This window comes from Metabacillus sp. RB-C-LZQ-3-1 (genome assembly GCF_058315175.1).
Genome location: NZ_JBZFLI010000002.1, coordinates 193,135 through 208,282 on the forward strand (window position 1 = coordinate 193,135; position 15,148 = coordinate 208,282).

General features: G+C 32.4%; 14 protein-coding genes. 9 read left to right on the forward strand and 5 right to left on the reverse strand.

Translation table 11 applies throughout. From position 1 onward, the window contains the following. Positions 1-214 precede the first annotated feature (214 nt). The 5 genes from AC4GZ8_RS04325 to AC4GZ8_RS04345 all read left to right on the forward strand — a co-directional run bounded on the left by AC4GZ8_RS04325 (position 215) and on the right by AC4GZ8_RS04345 (position 6,725). On the forward strand, positions 215-2,023 hold the full coding sequence (locus AC4GZ8_RS04325) for a polysaccharide biosynthesis protein (RefSeq protein WP_491080586.1): 1,809 nt from the start codon (positions 215-217) through the stop codon (positions 2,021-2,023). 82 nt (positions 2,024-2,105) lie between these two features. Then, positions 2,106-3,221 carry a DegT/DnrJ/EryC1/StrS family aminotransferase gene (locus AC4GZ8_RS04330; protein ID WP_491080856.1) on the forward strand — a complete coding sequence of 372 codons (1,116 nt, stop codon included), beginning with the start codon at positions 2,106-2,108 and terminating at the stop codon, positions 3,219-3,221. Between the two features lie 161 nt (positions 3,222-3,382). Continuing rightward, a complete protein-coding gene (locus AC4GZ8_RS04335; protein WP_491080587.1) occupies positions 3,383-4,456 on the forward strand; it encodes a glycosyltransferase family 4 protein in 1,074 nt (357 codons plus the stop codon). Positions 4,457-4,479: 23 nt separating this feature from the next. After that, positions 4,480-5,682: a glycosyltransferase gene (locus AC4GZ8_RS04340; RefSeq protein ID WP_491080588.1), complete on the forward strand. Its 1,203-nt coding sequence runs from the start codon at positions 4,480-4,482 to the stop codon at positions 5,680-5,682. A gap of 89 nt (positions 5,683-5,771) precedes the next feature. Continuing rightward, on the forward strand, positions 5,772-6,725 hold the full coding sequence (locus AC4GZ8_RS04345) for a D-glucuronyl C5-epimerase family protein (RefSeq protein WP_491080589.1): 954 nt from the start codon (positions 5,772-5,774) through the stop codon (positions 6,723-6,725). Between the two features lies 1 nt (position 6,726). Here AC4GZ8_RS04345 and AC4GZ8_RS04350 read toward each other — a convergent pair whose 3' ends face one another. Next, entirely contained in the window at positions 6,727-7,356 is a 630-nt protein-coding gene (locus tag AC4GZ8_RS04350) for an acetyltransferase (RefSeq protein WP_491080590.1), read from the reverse strand. 200 nt (positions 7,357-7,556) lie between these two features. Between AC4GZ8_RS04350 and AC4GZ8_RS04355 the strand changes: the two genes are divergently transcribed. Beyond that, positions 7,557-8,858: a nucleotide sugar dehydrogenase gene (locus AC4GZ8_RS04355; protein WP_491080591.1), complete on the forward strand. Its 1,302-nt coding sequence runs from the start codon at positions 7,557-7,559 to the stop codon at positions 8,856-8,858. A 40-nt stretch (positions 8,859-8,898) separates the two neighbouring features. Beyond that, positions 8,899-10,026, forward strand: a complete 1,128-nt coding sequence (locus AC4GZ8_RS04360) for a DegT/DnrJ/EryC1/StrS family aminotransferase (protein ID WP_491080592.1) — start codon at positions 8,899-8,901, stop codon at positions 10,024-10,026. A gap of 75 nt (positions 10,027-10,101) precedes the next feature. On the opposite strand, the gene AC4GZ8_RS04365 is transcribed toward AC4GZ8_RS04360, so the two are convergent. From AC4GZ8_RS04365 to AC4GZ8_RS04380, 4 genes are all read right to left on the reverse strand, one after another. Beyond that, a complete protein-coding gene (locus AC4GZ8_RS04365) occupies positions 10,102-11,295 on the reverse strand; it encodes a hypothetical protein (RefSeq protein WP_491080593.1) in 1,194 nt (397 codons plus the stop codon). A gap of 206 nt (positions 11,296-11,501) precedes the next feature. Then, positions 11,502-11,807 (reverse strand): hypothetical protein, encoded by a 306-nt coding sequence (locus AC4GZ8_RS04370; RefSeq protein WP_491080594.1) that lies wholly within the window; start codon positions 11,805-11,807, stop codon positions 11,502-11,504. A gap of 15 nt (positions 11,808-11,822) precedes the next feature. Beyond that, entirely contained in the window at positions 11,823-12,377 is a 555-nt protein-coding gene (locus AC4GZ8_RS04375) for a hypothetical protein (protein WP_491080595.1), read from the reverse strand. 64 nt (positions 12,378-12,441) lie between these two features. Then, positions 12,442-13,074: a BMQ_0737 family morphogenetic spore coat protein gene (locus AC4GZ8_RS04380; protein ID WP_491080596.1), complete on the reverse strand. Its 633-nt coding sequence runs from the start codon at positions 13,072-13,074 to the stop codon at positions 12,442-12,444. Between the two features lie 160 nt (positions 13,075-13,234). Here AC4GZ8_RS04380 and AC4GZ8_RS04385 point away from each other — a divergent pair, with 160 nt between their 5' ends. Beyond that, a complete protein-coding gene (locus AC4GZ8_RS04385) occupies positions 13,235-14,149 on the forward strand; it encodes a cyclin family protein (RefSeq protein ID WP_491080597.1) in 915 nt (304 codons plus the stop codon). Further along, complete coding sequence (locus AC4GZ8_RS04390; protein ID WP_491080598.1) at positions 14,139-14,555, forward strand: M67 family metallopeptidase; 417 nt, start codon at positions 14,139-14,141, stop codon at positions 14,553-14,555. The genes AC4GZ8_RS04385 and AC4GZ8_RS04390 overlap by 11 nt, the downstream gene beginning before the upstream one ends. Positions 14,556-15,148: the final 593 nt, after the last annotated feature.

Here is a 15,148-nt window from a genome sequence, read left to right on the forward strand (position 1 = left end):
CCTCCTTTTTCTATAAAAATAGAATGATGATACTATTCTATTTTTAATAGGAAAAAGGGTTACTTATCATTTTGAGTTAAAGATATTCGTCTATTTAAAGATAATTTGAAAAAGAACCTAAAATTTTATCATGTAGTTTATTGTCCCTTACGAAGGCTGTGTTAATTGAATAAGATTTATTAACATAAAACTGAAACTACGGGGGATTTACACGATGAACTTTCGATTTAGAAAAACTAATTTGCTTATATTTGACTTTGTACTCCTTAGTATTTCTTATTTTTTATCATTTCTTTTTGTTCAATCAGTTGAAGGAAACATCATGGTATTTAACCCTGAAATATTCCTATCCTGGTTTTTTTATTTGTTCGTTAGTTATCTGTCTCTAACAAAATTCAGAACATATAAGACAATGTGGGAATACTCTGGTATTCACGAAATTAGAACTTCTATAGTAGCCATTGTCCTGGCAAATTTGGTATTTCTTGTTTACTCATTTATTTTCTTAACTGAATATATGCTTATTTTTACAATCCCATTATTATTCATTCTTTCCATATTTACGATTAGTGGATGCAGGATTATCTATATGGCAAAAAAGCAAACATTTCCGTCTAATAAACTTAATAAAAAAAGAACGTTAATCATTGGAGCAGGTGATGCAGGTACCAGAATTGCGCAACAAATTCTCCGTTCAAAGGATTTAGATCTTTCTCCAATAGGATTCATTGAAGATGATCCTTCCAAACAGAACATGGAGATATTCGGAATTCCGGTACTTGGAGATAGGAAAAAAATAAAAAGCGTTGCTAAGCAATACGGGATAACAGACATAATCATTGCCATCCCATCACTATCCAAAGCTGAAATGTCTGAAATCGTTAATGAGTGTAAAAAAACAGATGCAAATGTGAAAAGCTTGCCACCAGTTAAAGAATTGATTAAGTCTGATATTTCACTTGATAATTTACGAGATATCGACTTAAAGGACTTAATTGGCAGAGAACCAATACTTCCAACAAAACGCTTAAAGGAATACCTAACAAGTAAAACAGTTTTAATTACAGGTGCCGGTGGTTCGATTGGAAGTGAGCTATCTAAACAGGTTGCAGAATGTAATCCAGATCACTTAATCCTGTTAGGCCATGGAGAAAACAGTATCTTTAATATTGGAATGTTCATAAAAGAGAAATACCCAGAGCTGAATTCAACGATGATTATTACGGATATACAAGATAGGAGCTTACTAGAACAAGTATTTACTAAATATCGCCCTCAAATAGTGTTTCATGCAGCAGCCCATAAGCATGTGCCTTTAATGGAAATTAGTGAAGGCTCAGCTATTCGCAATAATGTATTTGGCACAATAAATTTAGCGGAAATGTCAGATCGCTTTCAAGTAGAACGATTTGTTTTCATCTCAACAGATAAAGCAGTTCATCCAATAAATATGATGGGTATGACGAAACGGATTGGAGAGTTGATTATTCAGCATTACTCTCAAATGAGTAAGACTAAATTTTCCATAGTACGATTTGGGAATGTGTTAGAGAGTCGCGGGAGTGTTATTCCGATTTTTAGAAAACAAATTGAAGCTAAAGGTCCGGTTACAGTCACACATCCTGACATGGTGCGTTATTTTATGACAATTCCAGAAGCAGTTAAGCTGGTTTTGGAGGCGGGGGCTCTATCTGAGGGAGGAGAAATCTTTGTATTAGATATGGGTGAACCTATTAAAATTGTAGAATTAGCTAAAAAGTTAATTAGGCTTTATGGCTACGAGCCAGATGAAGAGATAAAAATAGAATTCACAGGTATTCGTCCCGGTGAAAAATTAACGGAAACATTATTTTATGAACATGAAAAAACAAAGATGACAGAGCATCCCCATATTGTTATTGCTTTACCGACTAAAATGGCCTCATTTAATCTTCAACAAGATTTAAATAGGCTTGAAGAAGCTATTATAAATGATCCAGTACAATTACGAATTCTTATAAAGAAAATGATTCAGTTCAACTAAAACTAAAAAAGGTGAGTTGAAATCAAAGTTTAAGGAGGGAGACAACTTGAACACCAATAGAATATTTCTCTCACCTCCTCATATGAGTGGTGATGAAATGAACTATGTCCTTGATGCATTTGACTCAAACTGGATTGCCCCACTAGGACCTCATGTTGATGCTTTTGAGAAAGAAGTTGCTGATTATGTGCAGGCAAAAGGTGCACTTGCGTTAAGTTCAGGAACAGCTGCTCTTCATTTAGCCTTAAAGCTATTAGATGTTAAAGAAGGAGATATTGTTTTTTGTTCAACACTAACTTTTGTAGGAAGTGCAAATCCAATCCTTTATTTAGGGGCTCAACCTGTTTTCATTGACTCAGAGTCAAATAGCTGGAATATATGTCCAAAATCTTTGGAAAAAGCGTTTGTTAGTATGGAGAAAAAGGGACGATTGCCAAAAGCTGTTATTATTACAAACCTTTACGGTCAAAGTGCAGATATGGATCCTTTGATAGATATTTGTAATAGCTATAATGTACCAATTATAGAGGATGCAGCAGAATCATTGGGTGCAACTTATAAAAACAAAGCGAGTGGAACCTTCGGTAAATTTGGTGTTTTTTCCTTTAACGGAAATAAAATCATCACGACTTCAGGCGGAGGGATGCTTGTTTCAGATGATCTAGGAGCCTTAGAAAAAGCACGTTATTATGCAACTCAATCACGGGATCCTGCCATACACTATCAGCATAGTTCAATTGGCTATAATTATCGACTAAGTAATATATTAGCAGCGATTGGAAGAGCACAGCTAAAAGTATTAGATAAAAGAATCCAAGAAAGGAGAAATGTTTTTTTAAAATATTGTGAAGAACTTTCAGGTGAAAAAGGAATAACATTTATGCCAGAAATAAAAAATGGCTATTCTACACGTTGGTTAACCGCGTTAACACTTGATGAAGACTTAGCTGGTATTCATTCTAAAAAAATGATTGATATCATGTTAAAAAATAATATAGAAGTGAGACCTGTATGGAAACCTATGCATTTACAGCCATTATTTAACCAATGCGAATTTTTTTCGTATGAAGAAAAGAGTGTTTCCGAGCATTTATTTACAAATGGAATTTGCTTACCATCTGGTTCTAATCTAACTGAGCATGACCAAAAAAAGGTTATCACTTGCTTTAAGAACGCAATACAAGAATACCGTATTTAGAAGCAGTTATCCGTATCTCCGTTAGAATGTAAGAAATTAGATAAGGTGAATAGGAAGACTTTGTATCATGATTGAAAGTAGTAATGTGCCGTGCCAATATTTATCTACTTTCGTATCTTATCAACAAGAGTATACATCAGAACAGTTAGGAGTAAAGGTTCATGTCAAAGCTGAAAAGTAAAATTATTATCCCAAAACCAGCAGAACAATTTGATCCAAAAGAAATTGGACGTATATTACATTTACCATATAACCCCGCAGGTCAAATGAGTACGCAATCCTTACAACTAAAAAAATTAGGTGTATCTGCATCATTTTGTAATTATTATGAATCGAAGTTTAAGTATCCTACCGACATTTCCTCACCGATTGCTAATATACCGATCAATCAGAGAAAAAAGTATATGCTAAATTTTGCTAAAAAAAATATAAATCATTATGATATCTTTCATTTTCATGGAGGGCAATCGTTTACGAGAGCTTTTTATACAGATTTGCCGTTTATTAGAAAAAGGAGAAAAAAAATGATCATGAGCTTTTGGGGATCTGAAGTAAGAAGATTTTCAATTGCTAAACAGAAAAATCCATTTGCTATTGTAAAACTTTATGATGAAGAGCTTATAACGTCAAGACTTGCTAGAGTATCACAATTTATTGATACGGCCATTGTGCCAGATCATGAGCTTTTAGAATATGTATATGGGTATTTTAAAAAAATTTATATTGTAAGAGCATCTGTAGAGGGCAGTAAATTTCAACCTTCATATCCAAGTGAAGTAAATCAAAAACCACTTATTGTTCATGCTCCAAGTGATCGTAGAATAAAAGGTACTGAATTCATTTTAAAAGCAATTGAAAATTTAAAAAGTAAAGCAGACTTTGACTTTAAGCTTATTGAAAATATGTCAAATGCAGAAGTGATAAATTGGTATAAAAAAGCAGATATTGTAGTGGATCAACTTCGCTTAGGTATTTATGGAACAGTTTCAATAGAGAGTATGCTTATGGGGAAACCTGTCATTTCTTATGTAAGAGAAGATTTAAAACAAAAGTATCCCCCGGGACTTCCGGTCATTTCAGCAAATCCACATACGATAGAAAAAGAGCTTCATAATTTAATTAAAAACCCTAAATTAAGATATGATCTTGGAGTAAAAGGGCGTATATATGCTGAAAACAACCATCTTCCAGAAAAAATTGCAAGACAGTTAATAACTGTATACAAAAGATTATAAAACATTAGGAAAGGATTAATTATATGAAAAAAGTATTGATCATCAGTTATTTTTTTCCACCAATTGGGGCAAGTCAACGAACGCTTAAATTTGTTAAATACCTTCCTTCTTTTGGTTATTTACCTATCGTTCTAGCACCCGAAAAATCAAACTATATTCGAAAAGACCCTACAATGCTTGATGAGATTCCGGCAAATTGCAAGGTTATAAGACTGCCGTCATGTGAAGCCATTCCAGGGAATCCATTTGTAAGAAAGGAGGATTTCGCAAAAGGCTGGTATCCACAAGCGATAAAAGCAGGACTTCGAATTATTGAAAAAGAAAAAATCGATATTATTTATACAACGGCGCCGCCAAATATCTCACATATCATCGGATTGAATTTGAAGAAGCTTACAAATACACCTTGGGTAGCAGATTTTAGAGACGAATGGACAACAAATCCATTTATCAAAGGAAAATTTGATGCAGATTTAACAAATTATAATCAAAGGCTTGAAAAACACGTCTTATCTGTTGCAGACGGTGTTATTTCTGTAAGTGATCATATATGTGATATATTAAACAAATTATCAGGAGGCCAGCCTAGAGAGAAGTTTCATACGATCATGAATGGATACGATCCAATGGATTTTACGAATCTAAAGCCAAGGTCAAATAATAAAAAGTTTACAATTTGTTACATGGGGTCCTTATATGGTATTAGAAAAATATTTGCAATGAAGTTTTTTACACTTCTTGAGGAAGCGTTAAAATCAAAAGTTTTAAATCCCAATGAAATTGAATTATTGATTGTCGGTGATCCAGTAAAGCAAATCGGACCAACATTAACAAAGATTACGAGAAACACTGGCTATATTCATCACAATGAAGCCTTAACGAAAGCTGCATCCGCTGATCTTCTATTATTACTTATCAACCCTCAAGAAGGAAATCAAACAGTAACAAGTAAAATATTTGAATTAATTAATTTAAAGAAGCCAATCCTTGCACTAGTCCCCCCACAAGGTGTCCCGGCAGATATTATTAGAAAAACAGCAACAGGAACTGTAATTGATTCTTCTTTTCCTGAAAGGGCAATTGATTCTATTAAAAAATCATTTCAAGAATGGAAAACAAAGAGTGGATCATTCTATCCAAATTTTAGCGAGATACAAAAATATAGCAGAAAAACATTAACATCACAACTTGTGAATGTTATGAATAATACTCTCTCAAACAAATAAATAGTCAAATGTGTGGATCATTTTAACTTTTAATATAGTTTAAATCCTTATATAAGTTAGGGAGTATTGATCGGAAGAGGTGTTTATTGTTGGAAAATTGGCCAGCATATACTTATGGTCTAAATTATTCTGAATTAGCAAATGATACGCTTAGGAAATATAAAAACAACCTAAATTTTCATTCTTTTATAAAGAAATACGAACCTGCAGGAGATTATTTAAATTGGGGATCCAATAAAAAATTTAAGGAAACTCCGACACATCAATTCGATTCAAATGGGATACCAATATTGAAGTACGGTAACGTTTTTTACTATAGCCCTGTTACAGTAAGTCAGTTTGCTCTTACACTTCATGGTAGATATAAAAGAGGAGAAGACACAGTATCTCTATTCATTAAAACCATCGATCTCTTAGCTGATCTACAGGATTCTACTGGTGCATTACCTTTTCCATTTATTTTTCACTATTATAGAAAAGTATTTCAACCAGGGTGGGTATCTGGGGTTGCGCAAGGTCAAGCATTAAGTGCCTATGCTCGTGCCTATGAAGTTACCAAAAATAAGAAGTATATAAAAAAGGGGAATAACTGCTTAGACTTTTTAGTAAAGCCAATTGAAAAAGGCGGTACTTTAACTAGTTTAAAAGGTATAGATGAATCTCTTACTAATTATATTATTTTTGAAGAATATCCTGTTGAACCTTCTTCATATACGTTGAATGGGTTCTTATTTACACTTCTTGGCCTTTATGACTGGTGGAAGTTAACGAAAGATGGTAATAAAAAGTATGCATTAGTTGCAGAAAAATACTTTAGTGAAGGGATAAAAACGTTAAAAAGAATCCTCCACTACTATGATATAGGAGGATATACAACGTATGACTTAGCACATATTGTTTATAAAATAGATCCGAAAATCTCGGGTAATTACCATGCAATTCATATTTATTTATTACATGCGCTTTATACGGTAACAGGGGATAAGGTTTTAAGGGATTTTGCTAATTTGTGGGCTTCTTATGTAAGGAAGAAAGAAAACTAGTTTAATTACTTTTTATAATTCTCGCTGGTGAACCAACTGCAGTGCATTTGTCAGATATACTATGGATAACTGTTGAACCAGCACCAATAATTGTCCACCTTCCAACGGCTACACCAGGGATAAGAACAGCGTTTGCTCCAATATGTGTCCCTTCAGCAATTTTCACGTTTCCTGTAAGGGTGGCTGAAGGGGAGATATGGACATAATCATGTATTTCATTATCATGTTCAATCACACATGATGTGTTTAAAATGACATGGTTACCTATTATTGAATTTGCATTTATGACAACATTTGGCATAATAACCGTCCCATTGCCGATCTTCGTATTTTCACTTATTTGAGCGGATGGATGAATAAAGGTTTCAAAGTTATCAAGGGTAATATTAAGTCGATCAATTATTTTCTTCCGTATTTTGTTATCTCCAATACAAACGATGATCTTAAAGTTGTGTTTTTTCTTCAAATCGATAATGGAATGAATAGGTCCATAGATGATATCGTTAGTTTTACTGAGTGTCTGATATTTATCATCAAATATAGCGAAAATTTTATATGTTTGATGTGCCATTATAATATCACGAACTACAGAGTGATGCCCCCCTTCACCAATTAACGCGATATTTTTCATGATTTTCAAATACCCCCTAATTCAGACTTTACCGATCATACTTTATCATATTAGTAAACTCTAATATTATGCGTTTTTTAATTTGTAACTCACTTCCCAAAAATTCAATCCTTTAATAGGAACGAAAGTCCAATCGGTATAAGGTATTTTACATAGACTAATAATAAGGAACAAAATAATAATGAAAAGAGGTAAACAACGTGATAGACGAAAATCAATCTTTGCAGAATGTTGCTGTTGTTGGACTCGGTAAAATAGGCCTTACCTTAGCAGCAGTATTTGCTAATAACGGATGTAAAGTACTTGGTGCAGATATTGATCAAAAAGTCGTATCATCAGTAAATAATGGAATAAGTCATGTGAAAAATGAGCCTGGACTCGAGAAGTTAGTAGCTGATGCGCACCGAAATAATACATTAACTGCCACAACGAAAACATCTGATGCTGTTGCACAATCAGACATTGTGATCGTCATTGTTCCGGTATTAATAGATGATAAAAATGCTGTTAATTATCGTTTTATTGATTCAGCAGTAGAAGAAATAGGAAAAGGTGTAAATAAGGGTACATTAGTGATATTTGAGACAACATTGCCGCCAGGTGATACAAGAAACAGGTTTGGAAATAAAATTGAGGAAATTTCAGGGTTGCGAATGGGCATCGATTTTGATTTAGCATATAGTCCTGAAAGAGTTTACTCCAATAGAATCATAGAGGATTTACAAAACTACCCAAAAATTATTGGCGGACTTACGGAGAAAAGTCTTAAGAGGGCATCAGCATTTTATAAAAAGACCCTTAATTGTGACATCATAGAAGTAAGTTCGTTGGAAACAGCAGAGTTTGCTAAGGTTGCTGAGTGTGTGTATCGTGATGTTAATATTGCCTTAGCAAATGACCTAGCCAAATTTGCTGATAGTATGAATGTTAATATTCTAGAAGTAATCCATTCAAGTAATAGTCAGCCATATTCACATATCCATCAACCTGGTATTGGTGTAGGCGGACACTGTATACCGATATATCCTTTCTTTTTTATTAATAAGGGGTTAGTCGAAGGTCTTACTCCATTATCAAGAAAAATAAATGATAGTATGTCAGAATACGCTATTTCTAAAATCGAAAAAGAAATAGGTTCACTCCAAAGGAAGAATATCCTTATTTTAGGCTTATCCTATCGTGAAAATGTGAAGGAGACAACAAAGTCTACAGCACTTGCAATCATTGATCTCTTGAAGGGTAAAAATGCTAATGTATTTGTAACGGATCCTTTATTTACAAATGAAGAAATAAAGAAATATGATGTATATCCATTTGATATCAATGATCATAATGCTGCTTCTGAAATTGATATCATCATACTTCAAGCTTTTCATGATGAATTTAAAATGTTAGATTTCGAGAGGTTTACTAATTGTAAATTTGTATTGGATGGTCGAAATAAACTACAAAAAGAGAAATTCCTAGATTTAGGAATAGGTTATTCTGGTATAGGTAAATAAAAGACAAAAGGGGGGGAACTGTAGAAAGGAGGTTATTAAAATGAAAAAACAAAACAAACAGAAACTGATCCCGATGGTTGACTTAAAAGAAGAGTTTCATTTAATGAGTCATTCAATAATAAGAGCAGTAACAGACGTAATCGAAAGTGGTGCTTTTGTTTTAGGAGAAAAAGGTAAAGAGCTTGAAAAAGAGTTAGCTGATTATTTGCATGCTTCATATGCACTTGGTGTAGCAAACGGAACAGATGCATTGTATATAGCGTTAAAAGCACTTGGGATTGGCAACGGTGATGAAGTGATTACAACTCCTTTTACCTTTTTCGGTACAGCTGAAGCAATTGCTCAGGTAGGTGCGACACCAGTTTTTGTGGACATAGAAGAGGAGACTTATAATATTGATCCTAACAAATTGGAAGAAGCGATTACACCTAAAACGAAAGCGATTATAGTTGTTCACTTATTTGGCCTTTCAGCAAAAATGTCACAAATCATGCAAATAGCGAAAAAACATCAAATAAAGGTGATTGAAGACGCGTGTCAAGCAATTGGTACTGAGTATCAAGGGAGAAGGGTAGGTTCAATTGGTGATATTGGATGTTTTTCGTTTTTTCCATCCAAAAACTTAGGAGCTTTTGGAGATGCTGGTTTAGTTGTTACCAATAATGTGGATCTATACAAGAATATGTATATGCTGCGTAATCATGGGAGTGATAAGAAATACGAGCATTCATTGATCGGACTGAATAGTAGACTTGATGAAATACAGGCAGCTATTTTACTAGTTAAACTAAAATATTTGGATGTATTTTTGCATATGCGAAAAGAAATTGCAAAAAGATATTCAGAGAAGATTAACAGAGTGATGAAAAAACCTAAAATATATGAAGACAGGGAACATACTTTTCATCAATATTGCATTGAAATTGATCAACGAGATAAACTTTCGGATTATCTAAAGGAAAATGGTATATCCTCAGCTATTTATTATCCTGTTCCTTTACATCTACAAAATGCATTTAGCTATTTAAATTATAAGGCGGGTGACTTTCCAGTGGCAGAAAAAACGGCTAAACGAATATTGGCATTACCAATATCCCCGACTATGTCAATAGAAATTCAAGAGAAAATCATTACAGTTGTAAATAACTTCGTTGAAGAGAGAGCATAAAAAATAGCTGTCTTTTGACAGCTATCTTCATCTTTATTGGTAATGTATATCTTACATAAAACGGTAGGTATTACTTTAAAACTTGGGATCATTACCATTGTTTTTTTCTATTTTCGTTAAGTCTTCAGTCATTTCTAATAAGCTTCTTTCTACGTTGTGAAGGGTCATATATTGTGATTCTAATTTTACCTCATAGTCAAAAGACTCTCTAATTAGTTTTTTTATTTGCGTTTCAATCTGTATTAATATCATTGTTTCATCATTAGCAGAAGTAATTAATTCAAATGTTGGTAAAAATGTTTCGATATCATTTTGAAACTTTTTAATATTTTCAGCAATCTCATTTTGGCCGGATTTTAAAGCTATTATTTCAGCTTTAATTGAATTTATCATTTTTTCCAGTACGTTTTCTTGATTTTTATCGTTTTTCGTTTCTAATAAAAGGTTAATAATTTGTTCATTTCCTTCTTTTAATAGCTTAAATTGCTCATGTAACTGCTTAGTGTTTGAAATTAGTTCGAGTTTTTCATCATTTAGATTAGCGATCATTTTTTTCAGATCATCACTTTTATTTTTTTGCTCCAGGATTTCCTTATCTAGTTTATTTATTTGTTGATCAAGTAGTGTTATTTTATTGCGTTGTTGCTCAATAAACGTATCTTTTGATTCTAATTCTTTTTCTAGCTTTTGCTTCTTAACATTCGTAGAGTTTAATAATTCAGCAAGTTTTATCTCTAATTGTTCCTTTTCTAAATTGATATTTTCGTACTGTAATGACATTTCTTTGTGACTAGTTTGGTAGTCTCTTAATTCAGCCAGATTTTTTTGGTTTTCCTTTTGGAGATTACTATGTTTTAGTTGTATTTCATTGATTAATGATTGTTTTTGATCTATTTCATTCTTAAGAGAAAGTAGTTCTTCTTTTAATTCGTTGTTTATCGCTTCTAGACTTGATTGATTTTCTGTTAAAGTAGATATTGTTTGTGTGAAATTTTGGTTTTTGGATGCCAACGTCTCTATATCTTTTTTAAATCTTGTGGATGTATCGTTGTATTCTTTCTCTAGCTGTTGATTTTTACCTACTTGCAATTGATAGTTTCTAAGTAATTCTTCCATCTTTTGAGTTGTGTTATCTAGCTGAATAGATAAGGAGTTATTTTCTTCGATAAGTTTTGCATTTGCTAGTTTTAGTTTCCTCAATTGAGAATAATGATAGTTATTTTCATAGTCCTCCACTTGTGCTTTATATTTAGCAAGCTCTGATTTCATATGGATAAGTTTCTGGTGAAGTTGTGTGTTTTCTATATGTATCACCCCATTCAATTCATTTTCATGAAAGTTTTTGCAAACTTTGCTGTTCTCATAAACTTTGGGCGGTTTATTTCCGCTCCAATCAACCTATAAGGTTTTTGGATATAGAACAATTTAAAACCTTCAATCATTTTTCAATATTGTTTTCAAAATTATCTATTCGTTTAATTGATATTAGCCTTAAGTATGTTGATAATTTCTTCATATAAGACTTTATTTTTATTCATCATATTATTAAATTGTTCGATCATTTCATCAGGAATGACTGTATCTTCCATTTCAGCTTGATTAATTCTTTCTTTGTGGTCAATTTTAGTATGAAATAAAGATAAAATGAGTAATTGCAATGTAGTACCTTCTAAATGTATAGAACTGTTGTCATCTTTTTTCATATGTGATAGTTGTTTTACAATACTTTTTGTTAATTCATCTATTATTTTTTCATTTTCATTTTCCTCAATAAAATCCATGAAAAATTCCTCCCCTTATGAGTTCCCGATGATACTAATAGAATTTATTGCAGGAACTCCTTCCTTGAATTCATCACTATAAGTAAAACCTAAAATATTTCCAGTGTAAGACTCTGTTGGGAGCCATTTTAGTTGAAAGTTCTGAAATGAGATCATTTGAGAAGGACCAATAGTATCCTTATTGATTGGCTTTAGCCAGTACATATTATGATCAGATGTATCGTTCAACCGTTCCCAGCCATCTGTCATTTTTGAGCTGTTTTGAAGTTTTGGACTTATTATTTTACCGGATAATTGAAATGGATGCTTCGGAGAGAGTTGTAAACAAATATAAGGGTTTGTGATTTGATTTTGCCCTATGTTGTGAATGATAAAGGAACCGATAATTAAATTTTCACTGTCGATATTGTGTGAAAGATTTACTGTGTATGTAAAATAACTCATTAATTTATATTCATTTTTATAAGTGGGTGTTACTAAAATTAATTTTTTTATTTCATCTAAATAATTTGTTGTAGAACGCTCATGCTCTTTCATCATTTCTTGGAGTTTAATCAAGTTGTTTTTCATTAATGGCACTCCTTCAATCAAAAATAGAGAGAGGGTATTTTCCTCTCTCTATCCATATGCATTATTATTCCCCGTCATCACCATTATCAGGGAATAGTACAGGACATTGTGGTGGCATTGTTGGTTGTGGACAAGCAGGTGTTGGTAAAATATCTCTTGGTTGACAGAAGTCAGCAACAATCTCAAGAGTAACAGGGAAAGTTGATTGAATGCTTTGACATAAACGTACTGTTACCAGTGCATCGAATGTATCAGTAACTTCATCACATTCGAATGTACAAATAAAGCAATCTAAGTCAGTATACGTTACAACAATATCTGTACCTTCTGGTGCACATAAAACAACTTGTTCACAGCGTGAGAAGTCAAAAGAAGCTTCTTCAACACCTGCTGCTGTTGGGAAAAAGAATGTTACTGTAAAGTTTTTACGGATAGTGACCAATTGAAGAGTTACAAGTGCTCCATCAATGACAAATTCTCTATCTTCACGATCTAAAACGTCGACTGGGCCAGGTGTAACTTCACAAGTAACGGGACCAGTGATTTCTTCACATGTTAATGGATCTTCACCAATAATAGGCAATGCTTCGTCAACAAAAGTTAAATCAAAAGTTGCCTCATTAACAATCCAGTCATAAACCTTCGTCGTGTTAATACAAAGGAGCTCCTGTCCTCCTGTTAAGTTTTTTGCTTGCATATTGCAAACACCTCCGAATTAAGAATAATTTCTTTTCATTTGTAGCATATGATTAGTAGTAAAAATGGTTCTGTGTTTCTACCTAGAATATTGTTTTTGTGCCATAGTCACGGATACCTAAAAACCTGCACAATCATTTGTTGAAAGGGAGGGTTTTGAAGTGAATAAAGAGAAGAAAGAACAAACAGTAGAAATAGAAGCTTTGAAAGAAAAAGTGCAGTTGTTTAAACAAACATTACAATCACTAAAAACTGGTGATGTAGCAAATGATTATCTCTTTATGAAAAAAGAGTATAAAGATTTATTGGAAAAGGTTTCGAATTTTGAAAAAATAGCGATTTCAATGAAAAGTAACCAAAGTGACTTGAAACAACAAGTTGAGAGTTTTTCAGGAGTCCTTATGAAGATAAATGAATCATTAGAAAAAGTATTAGTAAATGTAAGTGGATTAAGTGAAAAAATTGAGAGCTTTGATGAAAAAATTGAAAATATAATAAATACAAAGCATGAGTTAAATAAAATTAAAGAATTAGAAGATGAGAGTATAAAAATATTAAAGAATGAAGTTTTAGATTTAAAAAAACAACTTGCCGAAAGTGAAAATTCAACAAAAATGAAGCACACACAACAACCGTCAAACTATCAAGAGTTATGGAAAATGCTAAATTCTTCAAACAATTTAAGTAATGAAAGAAGATATGAAGCCCATTCATCGTGGAAACTCCCACAAATTGAAAGAAAACCACAACCTAAAAGAAAAAGTCCTAAACGAAATGATTTAAAAGGTAATCAAGTTGATCATTCAGTGATTAATAATGGGGAGGAAACAATATCAAGTGAGAAAGGTGATCAAAAACAAACGGATATCGTTCAACATCTTCATCCATCACAATTATCAAATTCTAAGATGACAAATGAGAAAAATGCACAAGAAGGTGGCATTATTGAGAATAATGATGATAAAACACATATAGATCATGAGCAAATCGTATTTGATGAAGAAGGTGAAAAAAAAGAAGACAATAAATACTCATTTTTTTCTTTACTACAAAGGAGTAAATACTTTGGAAAATGATCAGATTATGTTTTCTGCAAGTTGTTATGAAGATATGTTGAACCATTGTCGTTCTAGCCTTCCTTATGAAGGTTGCGGGATATTATCAGGTGTTAATAATTTTATTTGTTCTAATTGGAAATTAAAAAATGAAGTGAGATCGGATAGACATTTTTTTGTTGGTAAAAAAACTGTAAGTGAAACATTACAAAAAATTAAAGAAAAGAAAGAAACAGTGTTAGCCATCTACCACTCCCATCCAACTACAGCTCCTATTCCTTCATACGCTGACTTAAAAAACCATCCAGACAAAAAAATAAAAATGATTATTATATCGTTTAAACGAAAAGTGCCAAATGTTAAATGCTACACGGTAAAAAATCAAATGTATATTGAAAGTCCATTTTTTGTAGACCCTGTGGATTAGTCCATACGTTATAGTGATGTTTGCTTATAATATACAAGGTAGTAAGGAGCGTAAAGAAGTGTATAAAGGAGCTTTTTATCCAAATTTCATAACATATTTTAATAGGAATAGTTTAAAAAGTCTCCATATTCTACCCCCACATTCAGCTTTTTCTTACTCCTAAATAGTTATTTAAAAAGACATAAAGGAGATGAAGTCATTGAGCATATATATTAGTAAACGAGAAGGGCAAAAAAGCATGCCGACAATAGTTAAAAGAAATAAAAAAGTGGTGAAAACATCCAAAAGTAAACAACAAAAGGTTGTAAAAGGCGGTTGTTGTTTCAAAAGGAAAGGGTAAGTTCATTTCATCTATAAACGGATAGATCCTTTAAGCTATGACCTCGATATTTTCGGGGTCAGTTTATGATATCCCAACGCTGTAAACTGATCAGATTCTGATTATGTCATAGCTATTAGTTTCATCTCATATTATAAAGGAGTAAAGTATTATTGAATTAGTTTCACTATCAAATTAAAATAATTATAAAAAAGTATTGATTTTTATTTGAGACATGTTATTATAGATTCATAGCAAAACAAAATATGAGGTG